Genomic DNA, 19,372 nt, shown 5'->3' with positions numbered 1-19,372 from the left:
ATACGGGCCTTTTTTGTTGCCTCGGATTTTGTGTTTCCTGTTCTGGCCCTATCGCGAGCAGGCTCACTCCTAAATTGGAATGCGGTCACCTGTAGGAGTGAGCCTGCTCGCGATAGGGCCGGATCAGCCAGCGAAAATCCTCAAGCCTTCTGTTCAAAGATCACATAGATCTTGCGGCAAGCCTCAAGCACTTCCCAAGTGCCCCGAAACCCTGCCGGAATCACAAACCGGTCGCCAACGCGCAACGTCTTGGCATTGCCCTCGCCGTCACGCAGCACCGAGACCCCCTGCAGGATTTCGCAGTACTCATGCTCGGTGTAATTCACCGTCCACTGCCCGATCGCACCTTCCCAAACGCCAACGCCCATCTGCCCACAGGGGCTTTCGTACTGATGGAACACCGCTTGCTCAGGATCTCCCTTCAGCACCTTCGCCGGGTCCGGGCGATAGCGTTCGGCTTCGCTGCTGGTCAGGCTGATCTCGACGACGTTCTGGATGTTCATTGTTGTTATCCCCCGTGAATACGGCGCGATTGGCTGGAAAGGGTCAAAGTCTATGTTGATTAAAATCAACACCGCAAGGCCGTATGACCACCTTATGTCAAATATATTGAAACAACCCCGGCCGCTGGTTTAGGGTGGCGGGTGCCTCTGGCCGAAAAACCGGCTGGCCGGGCAGAATTCCTGAGGACGCTGGCGAAGATCGCGCGGCGCTCGTATTCAACAAGCGGAGGACACTCGAAATGACCACCCTGACTCGTGCCGACTGGGAACAACGCGCCCGCGACCTGAAAATCGAAGGCCGCGCCTACCTCAATGGCGAATACACCGACGCCGTCTCCGGCGAGACCTTCGAGTGCATCAGTCCGGTCGATGGCCGTCTGCTTGGCAAGATCGCCAGCTGTGACGCCGCCGACTCCCAGCGCGCCGTGGAAAACGCCCGCGCTACTTTCAATTCCGGCGTCTGGTCGCGCCTGGCGCCGACCAAACGCAAAGCCACCATGATTCGTTTTGCCGGCCTGCTTAAGCAGCACGCCGAAGAACTGGCCCTGCTCGAAACCCTCGACATGGGCAAGCCGATCAGCGATTCGCTGTACATCGACGTTCCGGGTGCGGCGCAAGCGCTGAGCTGGAGCGGTGAAGCGATCGACAAGATCTACGACGAAGTCGCCGCTACGCCGCACGACCAGCTGGGTCTGGTAACCCGCGAGCCGGTAGGCGTGGTCGGCGCCATCGTGCCGTGGAACTTCCCGCTGATGATGGCCTGCTGGAAACTCGGCCCGGCGCTGTCGACCGGTAACTCGGTGATCCTCAAGCCATCGGAAAAATCCCCGCTGACCGCCATCCGTATCGCTGCGCTGGCTGTTGAAGCCGGTATTCCGAAAGGCGTGCTCAACGTGCTGCCGGGCTACGGTCACACCGTCGGCAAGGCGCTGGCCCTGCACAACGATGTCGACACGCTGGTGTTCACCGGTTCGACCAAAATCGCCAAGCAACTGATGATCTACTCCGGCGAATCGAACATGAAACGCGTCTGGCTGGAAGCCGGCGGCAAGAGCCCGAACATCGTCTTTGCCGATGCGCCGGATCTGCAAGCGGCTGCCGAATCCGCTGCCAGCGCCATCGCCTTCAACCAGGGCGAAGTCTGCACCGCCGGTTCGCGTCTGCTGGTCGAGCGTTCGATCAAGGACACATTCCTGCCGATGGTGATCGAGGCGCTGAAAACCTGGAAGCCGGGCAATCCGTTGGATCCGGCGACCAACGTCGGTGCGCTGGTCGACACTCAGCAGATGAACACCGTGCTGTCGTACATCGAATCCGGGCACACCGATGGCGCCAAACTGGTGGCTGGCGGTAAGCGCATTCTTCAGGAAACCGGCGGCACTTACGTTGAGCCGACCATTTTCGATGGCGTGAGCAACGCGATGAAGATCGCTCAGGAAGAGATCTTCGGCCCGGTGCTGTCGGTCATCGCTTTCGATACGGCTGAAGAAGCGATCCAGATCGCCAACGACACGCCGTATGGCTTGGCCGCTGCGGTATGGACCCAGGACATCTCCAAGGCGCATTTGACCGCCAAGGCACTGCGCGCCGGCAGCGTGTGGGTTAACCAGTACGATGGTGGTGATATGACCGCACCGTTCGGCGGCTTCAAGCAGTCGGGTAACGGTCGCGACAAATCGCTGCACGCGTTCGACAAGTACACCGAGCTGAAAGCGACGTGGATCAAGCTGTAAGCCGTTAGGAGGGTCTGTTCGCAAGAGCAGATCCTCCAGACGAGGCAGATCCCTGTGGGAGCGAGCCTGCTCGCGAAAGCGGTGTATCAGTCAGCCCATGTGCTGAATGTGCAGCCGCATTCGCGAGCAGGCTCGCTCCCACATTTGTTTGATATGGCCTCTAAAAAAATAATCCACAGGAGCGTGGAACATGCGGTGGGCGACGTATTTCGCCGTGTTGGCGTCTGTCTTGAGTGTCGGCCTGGCCCTGGGGGTCAGCATGCCGTTGGTGTCGTTGCGCCTCGAAGGTTGGGGCTACGGCTCCTTTGCCATCGGCGTGATGGCGGCGATGCCAGCGATTGGCGTGTTGTTGGGCGCGAAGATTTCCAGTCATCTGGCGGCACGTTTCGGCACGGCGAACCTGATGCGCCTGTGCCTGTGGGCCGGGGCGCTGTCGATCGGTCTGTTGGCGTTGCTGCCGAGCTACCCGATCTGGCTGGTGCTACGGCTGATGATCGGGGTGATCCTGACCATCGTGTTCATCCTCGGCGAGAGCTGGATCAATCAACTGGTGGTCGAGAACTGGCGCGGGCGACTGGTGGCGCTGTATGGCAGCAGCTATGCGTTGAGCCAACTGTCGGGTCCGTTGCTGTTGGGCGCGCTGGGTACCGAGCATGATTACGGTTTCTGGGTCGGTGTCGCTTTGCTGTTGCTGTCGCCATTGCTCTTGCTGGGTCGCAGCGGTGCGCCGAGCAGTGAAGCCAGCAGCGTAACGTTCAAGGAATTGTGGGGCTTCGCCCGTGAGTTGCCGGCGATTGCCTGGGCGGTGTCGTTGTTCGCCGCATTCGAGGCGATGATCCTGACGTTACTGCCGGTGTATTGCCTGCAACAGGGCTTCACTGCCGAGATTGCGCTGGCGATGGTCAGCACGGTGGTGGTGGGTGATGCGCTGCTGCAACTGCCGATTGGTGCGCTGGCCGATTATCTGTCACGGCGTACGCTATTCGCCGGTTGTGCGGTGGTGTTGATGGTGTCGAGTCTGGCGATTCCGCTGTTGCTCGACACGCTACTGATCTGGCCATTGTGGGTATTGTTCGGGGCGAGTGCCGGTGGTTTGTTCACTCTGTCGCTGATTCTGATTGGCGAGCGTTATCGTGACGATGCGCTGGTGCGGGCGAATGCGCACATTGCGCAGTTGTGGGGTGTCGGTTGTCTGGTCGGGCCGCTGGCCGCGGGGGCGGGCAGCCAGTGGATCAGTGGGCATGCGTTGCCGTTGTTGATGGCGATCGGAGCGTTCGGGTTGGTGATATTGCTGTTGCGCCAAGGTGCATTTGGCGCAGTTACTGAGCCTGCCTGACATCAAAAGATCGCAGCCTTCGGCAGCTCCTACAGGAGGAATACACTTCAACTGTAGGAGCTGCCGAAGGCTGCGATCCTTTGCTTTTTTAAAGCATTCGCTCAAGCCCTACCGTGGTGCTGAACCACGCATTGAACCGCCGCCACCAACTCCCCGGCTCCTTGGTCAGGGTGTGCATCTGGCCGTTGTCCTCAGTGATCCAGACGATCTGGCCATCCTGTAACTTCGCCTCGTAACTCAGCGCCGGCGCCATCCCCTGCAAGGCCAGCTCACGCACATGCTCGGCCAACTCCGGACTGTCGACCAAGACCCCAACCTCGGTGTTCCACAACACCGAACGCGGGTCGAAGTTGAACGAGCCGATAAACGACTTCTGCCGATCAAAGATCATCGCTTTGCTGTGCAAGCTTGAATCAGAGCCGCGAAACGATTTGCTGTAAAAAACATGCGGGCCACTGCCGTAGTTATCCCCAGGCTGACGGCGCAGTTCATACAGTTTCACGCCATGCTCCAGCAACGCTTTGCGATACGGCGCATAGCCGCCGTGCACCGCTGGCACATCGGTGGCTTCCAGCGAGTTGGTCAGAAGGCTTACCGAGACGCCGGCATCGGCACGACCGGTCAGGTAAACCAGCCCTGGCTGGCCCGGCACGAAATACGCCGAAATCATGATCAGTTCTTTGCTGACGCCGCGCAGCTCCGGACCCAACTGCGTGGTTAACAGCAATTGCGGATCCGGCTCACCCTTGGCCAAGACCTTGCTCGGCGCATCCCACAGCGCCTGATTCCATGCCCAGATCAGCTCTTTGCGCCAGATGTCCATGCGCGGTGCGGTCTTGAACGTCATCAACTGCTGGTACAGCGCGTGATTCTGTTTGCGGGTTTCCTCCAGCGATTCTTCCAGGCGTGTGCGGGTGTTCTCCAGGTCCTTGACGGTCGGTTGGCTGGTAAGGAATTCGTCGATCGGTTTGCTCAGGGCGCTGTTCCAGTACTGGTCGAAACTGTGCCCGAGCTGCTCGGCCACCGGCCCGACACTGAGCATATCGATGTCGGTGAAATTCAGGTTTGGCTCGGCGTCGAAATATTCGTCACCGAGATTGCGCCCGCCGACGATGGCCACGCTGTTATCCGCCAGCCACAACTTGTTGTGCATGCGCCGGTGTTGCAGCGACAGGTTGAACAAGCGGCCTGCCGCGCGGGTGACGCCGGTGCTGCGGCCCAGATGCAGCGGGTTGAACAGACGAATCTGGATCTGCGGATGCGCCGCCAGCGTGGCGATGATCTGGTCCAGACCGTCGCTGGTGGTGTCGTCGAGCAGAATGCGCACGCGCACGCCGCGATCGGCAGCCTTGAGCAGTTCCTCCACCAGCATTCGCGTGCTGATGCCGTCATGGACGATGTAGTACTGCAGATCAAGGCTGGTCTGGGCGTTGCGGATCAGTTCGGCGCGGGCGGTGAACGCCTCGCTGCTGTTGGACAGCAGGCGAAACCCTGAGCGGCCATGGTAGGGCGCCGCTTGCGCCTGAATCGAACGACCGAAGCTGGAATCGGATGCCGGCAACGCCTGACTTGGCTCGCGCGGGACATCGAGACTGGCACAGCCGCTCAGGAACGAGGCGAGTAACAGCGAAGCGAGTAGGGGCTGTCTGAAGCTCACGTAGGATCATTCCGGTTGGCGGCAAGGGTCGGCATATGGACGCGGTTCTCTGGAAAAAGGTCAGTCGGCTTCCGCCAGCAATCTGACAGCGGTCTCGCCGACCTTGCGCACCGCCTCTTCGATCTGCGCTGTCGGTTTGGCAGCGTAGTTCATCCGCAGGCAATTGCGGTACTTGCCTGAGGCGGAAAAGATGCTGCCGACGGCAATCTGTACGCCTTGGTCAAGCAACTCGCGATTGAGTTTCAGGGTGTCGAAACCTTCCGGCAACTCGACCCACAGCATAAAGCTGCCTTGCGGCCGGCTGGCGCGGGTGCCCGCCGGAAAGTAGCGGGTCACCCAATCGATCATCAGGTCGCGACTGCGCTGGTATTGCGTGCGCATGCGCCGCAAATGCGGTTCGAAATGGCCAGCCTTGAGAAATTCAGCGATAGCGATCTGCGGCTGCGGCGCGGTCGAGCCGGTGCTGATGTATTTCATGTGCAACACCCGCTCAAGGTATCGACCCGGCGCGACCCAGCCAATGCGCAGCCCCGGCGCAAGGGTCTTGGAAAACGAACTGCACAACAGCACACGGCCGTCTTCGTCGAAGGATTTGATCGTGCGAGGGCGCGGGTAGGTGTAGGACAGTTCGCCATACACGTCGTCCTCGATGATCGCTACGTCGAAGCGCTGCGCGAGGTTGAGCAGGGCGCGTTTGCGCGACTCCGGCATGATGTAGCCGAGCGGGTTATTGCAGTTGGGCGTGAGCTGGATGACCTTGATCGGCCATTGTTCCAGTGCCAGTTCCAGCGCTTCGAGGCTGATCCCGGTGAGCGGGTCGGTGGGAATTTCCAGGGCTTTCATGCCCAGGCCTTTGAGGGTCTGCATGGCGCCATGAAAGCTTGGCGAGTCCACCGCGACAATGTCGCCCGGTTCGCAGATCGCGTGGATGCTGGTAGACAGCGCTTCGTGGCAACCGGTGGTGATCACCAGATCGCTCGCGCTCAACTGGCAGCCGGAGTCGAGCATCAGTCGAGCGATCTGTTCGCGCAGTTCTAGGGTGCCGTGGATGTTGTCGTAATACAGACCGGGCATGTCCTGACGGCGGCTGATCCGCGCCAGCCCACGCAGCAAAGGCTTCATCGTCGGCGAGCTGATGTCCGGCATGCCACGACCCAGTTGCACGACATCCTTGCGCGGCACCGCGCGAATCAACTCCAGCACTTGATCCCACTGCGAAATCTCCACCGGGCGCTGCGCCGGACGGCCGACGGCAGGCAGCTCCGGCAGTTCGCGGCCGACCGGCACAAAGTAGCCGGACTTGGGTTTCGGCGTGGCCAGGCCGCTGTCTTCGAGCACGCGATAGGCCTGTTGCACCGTGCTCAGACTGACCCCGTGTTCGACGCTCAAGGCGCGCACCGATGGCAGCCGGTCACCTGGGCGATAGAAGCCGTTTTCGATGCGCGTGCCGAGCAATTCGGCGAGGTTTACATAAAGGGTCATGGCGCTGCCTCGGTGCGGTGATTCGATAAACCAGTACAGATCTCGCAAAAATCGACAATTCAGTCGACAAAGCGGCAAATCTGTATGGAGTTAATACAGTGTCTTTGAATCTGTAATGGTTTTGCTCGCCCGCGCATCATGGAATCTCTGGCTACCCAAGTAAACAGGAGCATTGAAAATGAACGGCTTGAGCGATGTGCGGTTGACGTTACACGGTCAGGAACTGGCGGCAGGGCAGAAGGACAGTGCGCGCAATGAGATCATGCGCAATGCGCCGTCCGGCCTGAGTCGCTGGAGTCTGTTGTGGCATCGTCTGCACACGCGCAAGGCGTTGCTGGCGCTGACGGCGGATCAGCTCAAGGACATCGGGCTGACGCGTGAGCAGGCGCAGGAGGAGGGGTTGAAGCCGTTCTGGCGGATCTGACAACCACTGATCGCCCCCACGCTCTGCGTGGGAGCGCCGCGCCGGACGCTCCGCGTCCGCTGTGACGCAGAGCGTCACTGGATGCATTCCCACGCAGAGCGTGGGAACGATCACTCAGACCAACTCTTTAAGGCGATGCCACAACATCCCCAACGCCAACAACGGCGAACGCAAATGCTTGCCGCCCGGGAAGGTGATGTGCGGCACCTTGGCAAACAGATCAAAGCCCCCGCTTTGCTGCCCGCTGATCGCTTCGGCCAATAACTTGCCCGCCAGGTGCGTGGCATTCACCCCGTGGCCTGAATAGGCCTGGGCGTAATACACGTTCGGCTGGTCCGCGAGCCGGCCAATTTGCGGCAAGCGGTTCGCGCCGATACCGATCATGCCGCCCCACTGATAGTCGATTTTCACGCCAGCGAGTTGCGGGAACACTTCGAGCATCTTCGGCTGCATGTAGGCGCCGATATCCTTTGGATCGCGTCCCGAATAGTGGCAGGCGCCGCCGAACAGCAAACGACGATCCGCCGAGAGTCGGTAATAATCCAGCGCGACACGTTGGTCGCAGACCGCCATGTTCTGCGGCAGCAGGTTATGCGCCTGTTCTTCGCTCAACGGCTCGGTGGCGATGATGTAGCTGCCCGCGGGCAGGACCTTGCCGCTGAGTTGCGGATTCAGATCACTGAGATACGCGTTGCAGCCAAGCACGAGGGTCTTGGCGCGCACCGAACCTTGAGCTGTATGGACTTTGACTTCAGGGCCGTAATCGATACGCGTCACTGCCGAGTGTTCAAACAGTTTAACGCCCAGTTGCTGCGCTGCTGCTGCTTCGCCCAAGGCCAGGTTCAGCGGATGCAGATGCCCGGAGCCCATGTCGATCAAGCCGCCGACATAGCGTTTGGAACCGACCACCGTGTGCATGTCGTGGGCTTGCAGCAAGCGGGTTTCGTAGCGATAGCCAAGGCCACGCAGTTCTTCGGCGTCTTCGGCAAAGCCTTCGAGGTCGGACGGTTTGTTGGCGAGGTCGCAATAGCCCCAGGTCAGGTCGCAGGCAATCTGAAAACGCTCGACGCGCTGGCGAACGATTTCCACTGCTTCCAGGCCCATCAGTTTCATCTCGCGCACGCCGTCGGCACCGATGACGTTGGTGAACTGATCGAGGCCGTGACCGACGCCGCGAATAAGCTGCCCGCCGTTGCGACCGCTGGCGCCCCAACCGATCTTGTGCGCTTCCAGCAACACCACGCTGAGGCCGCGTTCGGCCAGTTCCAGCGCCGTGTTCAACCCGGAAAAGCCGCCGCCGACCACACAGACGTCGGCCAGCACGTCACCTTGCAACACCGGGTGATCGGGCTGCGGCAGGCTGCTGGCGGCGTAGTAAGAGGCAACGTGGGGTTGGCTCGCGGAGGTAAAGGCGCGGGCAGTCATGGGCGTCATCCAACGGCTAAGTGTCGAGAAAATTTGACGGAGCATAAGCCGCACGCCCGAACGTGGGCAACATTGGTCGGCCTGCGGTGTCTGGATCTCGGCTTTTGCGGCACAATTGCCGCCTATTCCTCCTCGGTCATCGCTGCAATGAGCTGCAACAGCCAGAAAATCCGCACCTTGCGCCAGCAGATACCCTCGTTCGAGTGCGTGCCCGGCTGCCACGATTGCTGCGGCCCGGTGACCACTTCGCCGGAAGAAATGGCCCGCCTGCCACGCAAGACCCGCACCGAGCAAGATGCGGCGATGGAAGAGCTGAACTGTGTGCACCTGGGGCCGAACGGCTGCACGGTGTATGAAGAGCGGCCGTTGATTTGCCGTTTGTTCGGCACGACCAAGACCTTGCCTTGCCCGAATGAGCGGCGCCCGGTGGAGCTGATTCATCCGAGAGTGGAGAAGCAGATATTCGAGTACATGGCGGCGAATCGGCAGGTGTTGGTTTAGCGCGTTCACTCGGAACCGAGTCGACGCCATCGCGAGCAGGCTCGCTCCCACATTCGGAATGCGTTCCCCCTGTGGGAGCGAGCCTGCTCGCGAGTGGAGCGCCAGCGATCTTCAATCCGGAATAGGTAAGCTCAAGCTCTCCTTCACCTCTTCCATCACGATATAGCTCTTCGACTCGCGCACATGCGGCAGCTTCAGCAGAATGTCGCCGAGCAGCTTGCGGTAAGACGCCATCTCGGAAATCCGCGCCTTCACCAGATAGTCGAAATCCCCCGACACCAGATGACACTCCAGCACGTGCGGCAACTTCAGCACCGCGCGTCGGAACTCCTCGAAAGTGTCGCCGGATTTGTAGTCGAGGCTGATCTCGACGAACACCAGCAAGCTACCCTTCAAATGCTGCGGATTCAGCCGGGCGTTGTAGCCCATGATGATTCCTTCGCGCTCCAGACGCCGTACTCGTTCGGTGCAGGGCGTGGTAGAGAGGCCGACCTTTTCCCCAAGTTCGGTAAAGGAAATCCGCCCGTCCGCCTGCAGGATCCGCAAGATGTTGCGGTCGATCTTGTCCAGCTCACGTTTGGTCTGAGTGTTGGTACGCATAGGGGATGCGCCTCCGTGAAAAGGGTTTTTGCCGAGAATTGTCGCCAAATATAGGCGCTTATATAGTGAAAAGCACTGCCATTTCTTTTTTACACTGCACCCATCATTGCTCTAACAACACAGCTCGGCGAAAAGCCGCGATGAGGGATACAAAATGCGCGTTATGGTCTTGGGTAGCGGCGTCATCGGTACCGCCAGTGCTTACTATCTGGCCCGTGCCGGGTTTGAAGTGGTGGTGGTCGACCGACAGCCAGCCGCGGCCATGGAGACCAGTTTCGCCAACGCCGGCCAGGTCTCGCCGGGCTACGCCTCGCCGTGGGCCGCGCCGGGCGTGCCGCTGAAGGCGATCAAGTGGCTGTTGCAGCGCCACGCCCCTCTCGCGATAAAAGCCACCGCCGACATCGACCAGTACCTGTGGATGGCGCAGATGCTGCGCAACTGCACCGCCAGCCGTTACGCGGTGAACAAGGAGCGCATGGTGCGTCTGTCCGAGTACAGCCGCGACTGCCTCGATGAATTGCGCGCCGAAACCGGCATCGCCTACGAAGGCCGCAGCCTCGGCACGACTCAGCTGTTCCGCACCCAGGCACAACTGGATAACGCCGCCAAAGACATCGCCGTGCTGAAAGAATCCGGCGTGCCGTTTGAAGTACTCGACCGCGCCGGCATTGCCCGCGTAGAGCCGGCCCTGGCGGGTGTCACTGACATCCTCGCCGGTGCCCTGCGCCTGCCGAATGACCAGACCGGCGACTGCCAGATCTTCACCACGCGCCTCGCCGAAATGGCCGTGAAACTCGGTGTCGAATTCCGCTTTGGCCAGGACATTCAGAAACTCGACTACGCCGGTGATCGCATCAACGGTGTGTGGATCGACGGCAAGCTGGAAACCGCTGACCGCTACGTACTGGCGCTCGGCAGCTACTCGCCGCAACTGCTCAAGCCGCTTGGCATCAAGGCGCCGGTGTATCCGCTAAAGGGTTACTCGCTGACCGTGCCGATCACCAACCCGGCGATGGCCCCGACTTCGACTATTCTCGACGAGACCTACAAGGTCGCGATCACCCGTTTCGATAACCGTATCCGCGTTGGCGGCATGGCCGAAATCGCCGGTTTTGACCTGTCGCTGAACCCGCGTCGCCGTGAAACCCTGGAGATGATCGTCAACGACCTTTATCCTCAGGGCGGCAATCTGGCCGAGGCGAGCTTCTGGACCGGCCTGCGTCCGACCACCCCGGACGGCACGCCGATCGTTGGCGCCACGCCGTTCAAGAACCTGTTCCTCAACACCGGTCACGGCACGCTCGGTTGGACCATGGCGTGCGGCTCCGGTCGTTTGCTGGCCGATCTGATGGCGAAGAAAAAGCCGCAGATCAGCGCCGAAGGCCTCGATATTTCCCGTTACGGCAACAAGACCCAGGAGTCCGCAAAACATGGCAATCCAGCGCCAGCTCACCAATGAGCGCATGAGTCAGATCGTCAGCCACAACGGCACCGTGTATCTGGCCGGGCAGGTCGGCGACGACTTCGACGCCGGGATTGAACAGCAGACTCGCGAGGTACTGGCCAATATCGAGCGCTTGCTCGATCTGGCCGGCACCGACAAACAGCATCTGCTGTCGGCGACGATCTACCTGAACGATATCGAAGCCCACTTTGCCGGGATGAACTCGGTGTGGGACCAGTGGCTGCCCAAAGGCGCCGCCCCGGCCCGCGCCACCGTCGAAGCGAAAATGGCCAAGCCGAGCATTCTGGTGGAAATTTCCATCGTCGCCGCGCTGCCGTAGCCGTTGTAAAGATCCCTCTCCCGGCGCTGTTGGCGGTTCACGTCGTCAGTCGGCGCCGGTTTTTCTTCCCATGACCGCCTAGAAGTCTGCCGCCATGCGTCCTGCCCGTGCCCTGATCGACCTAGAAGCCCTGCGCCACAACTACCGAATTGCCCGCGAAGTCACTGGCGCCAAGGCGCTTGCGGTGATCAAGGCGGACGCCTACGGCCATGGCGCGGTGCGTTGCGCCCAGGCACTGGAAGCCGAGGCCGACGGTTTTGCCGTCGCCTGCATCGAAGAAGCGCTGGAGTTGCGCGCGGCCGGCATCAAGGCCCCGGTGTTGTTGCTCGAAGGCATCTTCGAAGCCGATGAGCTGGCGCTGGTTGTCGAGCATGATTTCTGGACCGTAGTGCATTCGCTGTGGCAGCTCGAAGCGATCGAGCAGGCGACACTGAGCAAGCCGATCACCGTGTGGCTGAAGCTTGATTCGGGCATGCACCGCGTTGGTCTGCATCCCAAGGATTACCCGGCAGCCTACCAACGGCTGCTGGCCAGCGGCAAAGTGGCGAAGATCGTGTTGATGAGCCACTTCGCCCGCGCAGATGAGCTGCACGCGCAGAGCAGCACCGAACAAGTCGCGGTGTTTGAAGCGGCGCGTCAGGGCCTGGCGGCGGAAGTCAGCTTGCGCAACTCGCCGGCTGTGCTCGGTTGGCCGCAGATTCACAGCGATTGGGTGCGCCCGGGCATCATGCTTTATGGTGCGACGCCGTTTGAAGAAGCCAACGCTGTGGCCGAGCGCCTGCAACCGGTGATGACCCTCGAATCGAAAGTCATCTGTGTGCGTGAGCTGCCCGCTGGCGAGCCGATCGGCTACGGCGCCAAATTCATCACCGACAAACCGATGCGCATCGGCGTGGTCGCCATGGGGTACGCCGACGGCTACCCGCGTCAGGCGCCGACCGGAACGCCGGTACTGGTGGCGGGTAAACGCAGCCGGATTCTCGGTCGCGTGTCGATGGACATGCTCTGCATCGACCTCACCGATGTGCCTGAAGCTGGCCTCGGTTCGAGCGTTGAGCTGTGGGGCAAAAACATCCTCGCCAGCGAAGTGGCGCAGTGGGCCGACACCATTCCGTACCAGATCTTTTGCAATCTGCGCCGAGTGCCAAGGCTCTATTTCGAGGGTTGACGCCGCTGCGGGGGCCAAGTGTTGTAAATACTGAACGCTGTCGCCATGATAACGCTCAATATTCTTACAACATCAGGAGGCTCCCGCCTTGGACGTCGGTGAACGACTGCAATCGATCCGCAAGCTCAAAGGGCTTTCCCAGCGTGAACTCGCCAAACGCGCGGGCGTCACCAACAGCACCATTTCGATGATCGAAAAGAACAGCGTCAGCCCTTCGATCAGTTCGCTGAGGAAGGTACTGGGCGGGATTCCCATGTCCATGGTCGAGTTCTTTTCCGAAGAAATCCTGCAGGAAGTCCCGACCCAGATCGTCTACAAGGCCAACGAGCTGATCGACATCTCCGACGGCGCCGTGACCATGAAACTGGTCGGCCGCGCGCACCCCAGCCGCGCCATCGCCTTCCTCAACGAAATCTACCCACCGGGTGCCGACACCGGCGAAGAAATGCTCACCCATGAAGGCGAAGAAACCGGGATTCTGGTGGAAGGTCGTCTGGAACTGGTGGTGGGTCTGGAAACTTTTATTCTCGAAGCCGGCGACAGCTACTACTTTGAAAGTACCAAGCCGCACCGTTTTCGTAATCCGTTTGACGCGCCTGCGCGACTAATCAGCGCAGCCACGCCGGCGAATTTTTAACAAAGAGGTGCCAAGCCATGATGGCAAAGGCATCCGGACCGTTTATCTACCGTGCGGTATAACCCCTTCGACTATGGGGTTGTTTCAGTGTGGCGGGCTACCCGCTATACTTCCGCCCGCCTGCGAACCGTGGCCGCAGGCGTGAATAGCCACCATTGAGGGTGAACGCGTGAACCTAATTATGAAAATGCTGGCCGCACCAGCAACCGTACTGGCCCTCTGGGCTGTCAGCGCTCAAGCTGCGACGAATGACGACATTGCCAAACGCCTGGAGCCGGTTGGCCAGGTGTGTGTACAAGGTCAGGAATGCAAGGGGATGGAAGTTGCCGCTTCCGCAGGCGGCGGTGGCGGGGCGAAAACCCCGGATGAGGTGATTGCCAAGCATTGCAATGCTTGCCACGGTACCGGGTTGTTGGGCGCGCCGAAGATCGGTGACACCGCAGCGTGGAAAGAGCGTGCTGATCATCAGGGTGGCCTCGACGGCATCCTGGCCAAGGCCATTACCGGCATCAATGCCATGCCGCCGAAAGGCACCTGCGCCGATTGCTCGGATGATGAGTTGAAGGGCGCGATCCAGAAGATGTCTGGCCTGAAGTAAGGCGCACTTCTGACGAAAAAAACCGTCTTCGGACGGTTTTTTTGTGTCTGCAGCATCACTGCATGCTTTTCGCGATAAAGGCACCGGAAGAATTAAGTACGGCTTTGTACACAGCATAAGCATCAGTATCTGCCGGAGTTATTGGTTCGGAGCGCCCTTCCGATATCTGTCTCAGATCACATCCCGGGATCGACATAATGAGAGGTGAGTGAGTGGCGATGATGAACTGTGCGCCCTTGCGTGCCAGCTCCATTATTCGGTTGATAAAAACTAATTGCCTCAATGGGGATAACGACGCTTCCGGTTCATCGAGAACGTACAGTCCCTGGGCTTTGAATCGGTTTTGAAACAGCGCCTCCATTGCTTCACCGTGCGACATGCAATGCATATCCACGCCGCCGTAATAGGTCTTTATTTCGGGATCAAAGCTCCCCTCTGCATCAAGCTTGCGGATCGCAGTGTTCAAGTTATAGAAGGTTTCTGCTCTGTAGAAAAAAACGTCCTTCTCCCTTCGGTAGCCTTTTGAAAGCGTCAGGGTTTCGTGCAGTTTCGAATGGGTGTTCTCAGTCGAGAAATTGAAGTTTTTCCCACCGCCTTCTGGATTGCATCCCAATTTGATGGCAAGTGCTTCAAGCAGGGTGGATTTTCCAGAACCGTTTTCTCCGATAAATACGGTAATTCTGTTATTGAATTGAAGCGGAAAAAGGCCGCGTAGAAAATGAGCCGCAACTCTGTCTAACTTAAGGCGTATCTGCTGAATGAATAAATCATTCATATTGGTGCCCCCTGAATACTCTACCGACGGATACCTTTACTCCAATCATTGTTATACCAAGTCTTATCGAACTCGTGCTGGCCATGGTAAAAATTCCGACGTAACCAAGGTAAGCAATAAGACGCTCGCCGAATAACTCCGGCGTCGCAGTGGCGCTAAAAATGATGACTGATACTGTCCCGGCCGAGATAGCCATTTCCGGCCAGAAGCACTGAATTGCGTTGGCTTTTTGATATTTGTAACGTGCTTGTATTGTGTTGCTCAAACATCCATTACTATTGCTGATAAGTGATTGAAAACTTTGCTCATCAATTGTGGGTGTGCTGAAAGTGCTGATTAACGATTCCTTGTACAGGTCTTCATTGCTCATTTCATCTTTATACAGACTCTGGATTTGTGGTTTTGCAAATTTCAACTGCACACAAGTCAATGTCGTAATAAATATCAAGGGGATGAGAAAATAAGCGTTTTCACGAAGTAAGATATAGGCTGTGGCAAAGGTCAAAATACAAGATCCTGCCAGATGAATTAAGTCATGAAGGACTGAAGCAATTTTCTCGGCATCTTCTTTGATCATCGTCACGCGAGAGCTTAACGGGCGAGGTCTTTCATCATGCACAATGAAATTGATGAGTGAAAAGCGAGATTTCGCTTCCATGAGCGCCGCCATGGAGCTGCCCAGAGTTTGAGTCGCGAGTTTAGATAAAAAAATAGCGGTGAGAAGGAAATACAGATTAGTGCTGACAGCACCACTACTGAGAGCTGTAAGTCCCTCTGCCACGATCGAAGGTATTAGCAACTGACATGCAGCTGCTAAACTCAGGCATACTGTTGAAAACAAAAATAATGCCCCGTTTTTTCGCAAGCACATAAGCATAATTCAGCGCCTCCCGAGTTGTAGTTTATAGCTCAGAATTCGATTACGGCGATAAGAGGCCTCTCTGCTTGAGTAGTAAATGGATATAAGTGACATTGTTGGGCTGAGCACACGCTCAAGGTAGATGGCTGAGGCAAAGATAGCGCCTGTTGTCAAAGCGCTTTCACTTATTAAATGAGCGGATATCAAGAATAAAACAACTATCGCTACCAAGTAACATGTGCCTGAAATTGATTCGAAAAAAGATGCCTTCAGGTTTGAACGAAAAGCGAGGCGCTCAATTTTTTTGATGTCCAGCTTGACTCTGTCGTTGTACGGTTTGGCATCGCATACATGCGCACAGATTGTCCCGATTATAACGGTGTTTTCTTGGACGTATTCTTCAAAAAGGGTGTCGCTCTTTCTCCGGGTTATAAAATATGCAGCTGAGGCATATAGCAGGCCGCTAAGGGGGGCGAGCACCAGAAGAGGATGATACTGAGCCGTTATAATCAGCGCGAAGATTATGATGCTGAAGTTGAGTGAAGTGTCAAAGAATACCGAATGGTATAGATATATCGAGCCGTCAACATCACCGTCGATAAGTTCGATCTGCTCACCTGGGTTTCCCCTATATGTGGTTGCCTTGCTTCGCAGGTGCGTTAGAATTGTCCTTTTCAGGATATATCTTGTCTTGGCAGCAGTCCTTTGTAGATAAATGTTGGCTGCTAGTTTCAAGGGGGGCGTCGCGATGATAAGAAGCGAAGCGCCTGCGAGTGCATATAAATATGAGCGGTCTTGGGATAGGTAAAAATTAATTGAACTGCCGATTAGGTAGGGCGATGCGCTTGTTAGAACTGAGATGCCTAGGCCAAAGCAGCAAAGTATTAGGTTGCTTTTCATGGTTTGATAAATTCCATTTGGTGCGGAAGAAATGGAAACTCGTAGTTACGGTCAGTCAAACCAATAGAGCCAAGTAGTGAACCCACGCGTCCGATCCATAATCCTAATGGATCGGCAGTTTTTGTTCTCAAGATTCTCGAATTTTGTTCACTTAAGTTAACGATGTTCGACCATAGAAAAACTTGTGGGTCGAGCAACGATTCCGGTGAGATCTTTTTCATGATATTCAGAATCCCATAAGCGCCATGACATAAAGAGTCATTGACGGGTCTCTTTCGTTTTTCGAGATTCGAATATGAGAATGCGGCTTTTGATGGGTGCTTTTCCAAGAAATCTAGCGCAGGCTGTACTCCATTGTTTGCGAAATAACTGATCGCCAAATAATTACCAGGTAAACCGTGGCTCCACGCAAACTCACCGGCGCTTGATTCCGAGCGTTTTCTGTAGTCGCGCCAATTTTCAATTGACTCATCATATTCGTTAAGCTCCCAAGACAAAAAGCCTAGGAATAATTCGTGGATTGAATCTTTTTTTGCGATAAGTTTATTAAAGTAAAATAATGAGTATGCGCACCCCATTATTCCGTGAGACAGGCCACTCAATAAAGCGTCGCTTCTCGTTGTGATTGCATTGTCGAATGTGGGTAGTTTGCTTCCAGATATAAAGGTGAGTTCGGTCTCTATTTTTTTGTATAAGGAGTTGGCTAAATCGGAAAACGATAAATCTTTAGTAAGATCGAATAATAGCGTGAGTACATTTAGAGTGCCGAACATTCCAGAAAGAAAGTCAGAGCCCCAAAAATATTTTTGCCACCATGGTTCTCCCAGTACGTCTTCAACATATTTTTTATACAGCTGTAGTAGTTGGCTCTGCCTTTCATCGTCGAAATAATTTAAGCCTATCAGGAGCGGAACGATTGCGGACGATAGACCGAAGTGAAAGCCCCCTAAGTGCGTACCCTTATTTGTCAGTTTTTTAACTATTCTACTGTGGCAATGATTTAGTAGTTCAGTTACCAGAGCTTTATCTATGGCGCTGCTATGACTGGCCGCCACTACGCAGCCATAAAGAATACCAGACAATCCGTAGTAGAAGTCATCTCCTAACTCCGAGAACTCCATATAGCCACCTGGTGATGAGTGAAATCCTAGCCAGAGCCCATTACTTGAAATTTCGGTGCGTAACAGTTCATTGATCAAGCATGCGTTGATTTCCGATGATGTCCTGATTTTGTTAATGATCTCGTCTGTATTTGAATAACGGGGGTCTCTCACATCGTCGTGTTGTTTGAAGGAGTGGTCCGTGAGTTTATTTCCGTGTTCATACATGTTTTTCATTGCTAAAAGGGTGTTTGAAGTTAGTTTCTCTTCAAATGCAATTCTGTTTTTGTCCAAGGTTTTGATGTATTGGATACTGTTGTCTATTCCGTTTATATAATCTTTACTATCGAGGTGCCCTGAACCGCTGTAACCGGGTTCGTAGAACTCAAGAACACCGGCTTGTCCTCGAGCAAAAGGTATGTCCAGATCCAAGCAAGCTGAGACCTCCGCGTTGAGAAAGCCTATCGCGGGAGCTGTGTCGTTATTAAGGATATTTTCCAGGAAGGCCGTTCGTTTGTCAGTGCAACGCATTAAGGTTGCATGCAGGGAGCATTGAATGGCGTAGTGATATGTCGCGGTCGGTCTGGGGATATACCTGTTTTGTCGGCCTCTAAAAGATTTAATTGTTTCGATAATTGACGGTTGCGCATTGTTCAATATAGAAAATAGAGTGGTTAGGCCATCAATGATTTGATTTTCGTAGTCCCACGGCTGCGCCGGTTTCCCGTTAAGATATAAAACATTCTGATTTGGGAATATTTTAACTCCGTCCATGCCAAATTGACTGTGACCAGTTTCGTCTTCTAAGTGTTGGTACAGGTTTAGGCTGACATATTGCTCTGATAATCCACCCAGCGCACTCAAGTCTACACCGATACCATCGGTGCCTTTCCAAGTCCAATTCGGAAGAATGCTTGTTTGGGTAACGTTCCACCGAACTTCTCTCGGGATTGTCTCAATGTTTAAGGTGCTGTAAAAAATTGTCTCCAGATCAATGGGTATAGGGCTTGATCCATGCGCAATCAGATTGTCAGAGGTAATGTCCGCAGCCATAAAGGCCGTGCAATAACCTAATAAAAATCCTGCTCTTTTAAAGTATTGATGTACCTCTTCTTCAGTTTCTGCCTGCTTTTGAGGTGTATGCTCTGACCATCCATGTTCTTTTTTCACCAAATAAATTGGTATTTTCCATTCGCAAAAGTCAGTGCCTGCGGCACTGCTCAAAGACAGTAGAAAACCGGAAGCTTCCGCTTCAAGTTTAAGATTTCTTGGTTTGTAAATTATTTTTATGGAGTTAAAGGAAAGCGTGCAAACGGTCCTCGATCCGTAATGCGTTTCGCTAGTCGCGACATCAATAGCGGAGAGGTTGACGTCAGACCCAATATTGAATACTTCGTTAATCTCTTGTCTGTCTTCTTTTAAATGAGTAAAAAACTGTAATGTAAATTCGACAAAATTTTGTGATATTTTGGTGAGGACTCGATCTAGCTCTGGATAAGCTTTAATGATGTCGGTGAGATAGCTTTTATGTTCGCTAACTAACTTGTAGTAAGAGGAGGTTTCCATCTCTCTGCCGATGATGGATTTTTCAAATATTTGTTTTTCGGTGATTAAAACGTTATTAGCTGCGTTGGTAATTCTCGCTGCCAGGTTTGTTGCGAAACCGCTGATAATAACTGACTGAGTTTCCAAGGCGCTTCCGGATGTTTTTGGAAGTTTATTTTCGATGTGGTAAATATAGTAAGACAGGTATGGCCATAGCGGGCAGTCTGTGGTCAGGCTTCGGTGCGAGTTCAAGGGTTCAGTTAAAAACTCAATCGGCGTTTTCAATGTAAAGAATCCTAAAGTAATTGAAAGGGGCGGCACGTATTGACCGCCCCTGGCTCATAA

The 19,372-nt window shown here is 55.7% G+C and carries 18 protein-coding genes; 9 read left to right on the top strand and 9 right to left on the bottom strand.

Annotated features, from left to right (window positions below; all coding sequences use genetic code 11):
* Window positions 1-140: 140 nt before the first annotated feature.
* Entirely contained in the window at window positions 141-503 is a 363-nt protein-coding gene (locus CKW14_RS06540) for a cupin domain-containing protein (protein ID WP_095125021.1), read from the bottom strand.
* A 239-nt stretch (window positions 504-742) separates the two neighbouring features.
* Here CKW14_RS06540 and CKW14_RS06535 point away from each other — a divergent pair, with 239 nt between their 5' ends.
* Both CKW14_RS06535 and CKW14_RS06530 read left to right on the top strand, forming a co-directional pair.
* Window positions 743-2,236, top strand: coding sequence for an aldehyde dehydrogenase (locus CKW14_RS06535; protein ID WP_095125020.1), 1,494 nt, complete (start codon window positions 743-745; stop codon window positions 2,234-2,236).
* A gap of 190 nt (window positions 2,237-2,426) precedes the next feature.
* Window positions 2,427-3,572, top strand: a complete 1,146-nt coding sequence (locus CKW14_RS06530; RefSeq protein WP_095125019.1) for an MFS transporter — start codon at window positions 2,427-2,429, stop codon at window positions 3,570-3,572.
* A gap of 88 nt (window positions 3,573-3,660) precedes the next feature.
* Here CKW14_RS06530 and CKW14_RS06525 read toward each other — a convergent pair whose 3' ends face one another.
* Window positions 3,661-5,229: a phospholipase D family protein gene (locus tag CKW14_RS06525; protein WP_095049330.1), complete on the bottom strand. Its 1,569-nt coding sequence runs from the start codon at window positions 5,227-5,229 to the stop codon at window positions 3,661-3,663.
* Window positions 5,230-5,289: 60 nt separating this feature from the next.
* Window positions 5,290-6,711, bottom strand: a complete 1,422-nt coding sequence (locus CKW14_RS06520) for a PLP-dependent aminotransferase family protein (protein WP_095049331.1) — start codon at window positions 6,709-6,711, stop codon at window positions 5,290-5,292.
* A gap of 178 nt (window positions 6,712-6,889) precedes the next feature.
* On the opposite strand from CKW14_RS06520, the gene CKW14_RS06515 reads away from it, so the two are divergent.
* The gene (locus CKW14_RS06515; protein WP_095049332.1) at window positions 6,890-7,135 is read left to right on the top strand and encodes a DUF1127 domain-containing protein; all 246 of its coding nucleotides are present in this window, start codon (window positions 6,890-6,892) and stop codon (window positions 7,133-7,135) included.
* Between the two features lie 114 nt (window positions 7,136-7,249).
* Here the strand turns inward: CKW14_RS06515 and CKW14_RS06510 are convergent, their stop codons facing one another.
* Window positions 7,250-8,560 carry an FAD-binding oxidoreductase gene (locus CKW14_RS06510; RefSeq protein WP_095049333.1) on the bottom strand — a complete coding sequence of 437 codons (1,311 nt, stop codon included), beginning with the start codon at window positions 8,558-8,560 and terminating at the stop codon, window positions 7,250-7,252.
* A 147-nt stretch (window positions 8,561-8,707) separates the two neighbouring features.
* On the opposite strand from CKW14_RS06510, the gene CKW14_RS06505 reads away from it, so the two are divergent.
* The gene (locus CKW14_RS06505; protein WP_095125110.1) at window positions 8,708-9,061 is read left to right on the top strand and encodes a YkgJ family cysteine cluster protein; all 354 of its coding nucleotides are present in this window, start codon (window positions 8,708-8,710) and stop codon (window positions 9,059-9,061) included.
* Between the two features lie 111 nt (window positions 9,062-9,172).
* On the opposite strand, the gene CKW14_RS06500 is transcribed toward CKW14_RS06505, so the two are convergent.
* Window positions 9,173-9,661 carry an Lrp/AsnC ligand binding domain-containing protein gene (locus CKW14_RS06500; protein ID WP_003177284.1) on the bottom strand — a complete coding sequence of 163 codons (489 nt, stop codon included), beginning with the start codon at window positions 9,659-9,661 and terminating at the stop codon, window positions 9,173-9,175.
* Window positions 9,662-9,815: 154 nt separating this feature from the next.
* On the opposite strand from CKW14_RS06500, the gene dadA reads away from it, so the two are divergent.
* The 5 genes from dadA to CKW14_RS06475 all read left to right on the top strand — a co-directional run bounded on the left by dadA (window position 9,816) and on the right by CKW14_RS06475 (window position 13,848).
* The gene (gene dadA, locus CKW14_RS06495) at window positions 9,816-11,120 is read left to right on the top strand and encodes a D-amino acid dehydrogenase (protein ID WP_095049334.1); all 1,305 of its coding nucleotides are present in this window, start codon (window positions 9,816-9,818) and stop codon (window positions 11,118-11,120) included.
* Window positions 11,092-11,445 (top strand): RidA family protein, encoded by a 354-nt coding sequence (locus CKW14_RS06490; protein WP_042561737.1) that lies wholly within the window; start codon window positions 11,092-11,094, stop codon window positions 11,443-11,445. Before dadA ends, CKW14_RS06490 begins: the two co-directional genes overlap by 29 nt.
* A 94-nt stretch (window positions 11,446-11,539) precedes the next feature.
* On the top strand, window positions 11,540-12,613 hold the full coding sequence (gene alr / locus CKW14_RS06485; RefSeq protein WP_095125018.1) for an alanine racemase: 1,074 nt from the start codon (window positions 11,540-11,542) through the stop codon (window positions 12,611-12,613).
* 88 nt (window positions 12,614-12,701) lie between these two features.
* On the top strand, window positions 12,702-13,250 hold the full coding sequence (locus tag CKW14_RS06480; RefSeq protein ID WP_007920393.1) for a cupin domain-containing protein: 549 nt from the start codon (window positions 12,702-12,704) through the stop codon (window positions 13,248-13,250).
* A gap of 181 nt (window positions 13,251-13,431) precedes the next feature.
* Window positions 13,432-13,848 (top strand): cytochrome c5 family protein, encoded by a 417-nt coding sequence (locus CKW14_RS06475; protein ID WP_095049336.1) that lies wholly within the window; start codon window positions 13,432-13,434, stop codon window positions 13,846-13,848.
* Between the two features lie 55 nt (window positions 13,849-13,903).
* Here the strand turns inward: CKW14_RS06475 and CKW14_RS06470 are convergent, their stop codons facing one another.
* The 4 genes from CKW14_RS06470 to lanM are packed head-to-tail and all read right to left on the bottom strand — an operon-like array spanning window position 13,904 to window position 19,312.
* Entirely contained in the window at window positions 13,904-14,623 is a 720-nt protein-coding gene (locus CKW14_RS06470) for an AAA family ATPase (RefSeq protein ID WP_095125017.1), read from the bottom strand.
* Entirely contained in the window at window positions 14,616-15,500 is an 885-nt protein-coding gene (locus tag CKW14_RS06465; protein WP_095125016.1) for an ABC transporter ATP-binding protein, read from the bottom strand. Before CKW14_RS06465 ends, CKW14_RS06470 begins: the two co-directional genes overlap by 8 nt.
* A 3-nt stretch (window positions 15,501-15,503) precedes the next feature.
* On the bottom strand, window positions 15,504-16,382 hold the full coding sequence (locus CKW14_RS06460) for an ABC transporter ATP-binding protein (RefSeq protein WP_095125015.1): 879 nt from the start codon (window positions 16,380-16,382) through the stop codon (window positions 15,504-15,506).
* The gene (gene lanM, locus CKW14_RS06455) at window positions 16,379-19,312 is read right to left on the bottom strand and encodes a type 2 lanthipeptide synthetase LanM (protein ID WP_176471258.1); all 2,934 of its coding nucleotides are present in this window, start codon (window positions 19,310-19,312) and stop codon (window positions 16,379-16,381) included. The genes CKW14_RS06460 and lanM overlap by 4 nt, the downstream gene beginning before the upstream one ends.
* Window positions 19,313-19,372 lie beyond the last annotated feature (60 nt).

It is taken from the genome of Pseudomonas sp. Irchel s3a12, from assembly GCF_900187485.1.
Lineage (GTDB): Bacteria > Pseudomonadota > Gammaproteobacteria > Pseudomonadales > Pseudomonadaceae > Aquipseudomonas > Aquipseudomonas neuropathica.
Note: the sequence above shows the minus strand (reverse complement) of the source record. Positions and strands in the feature narration are given on the sequence as shown.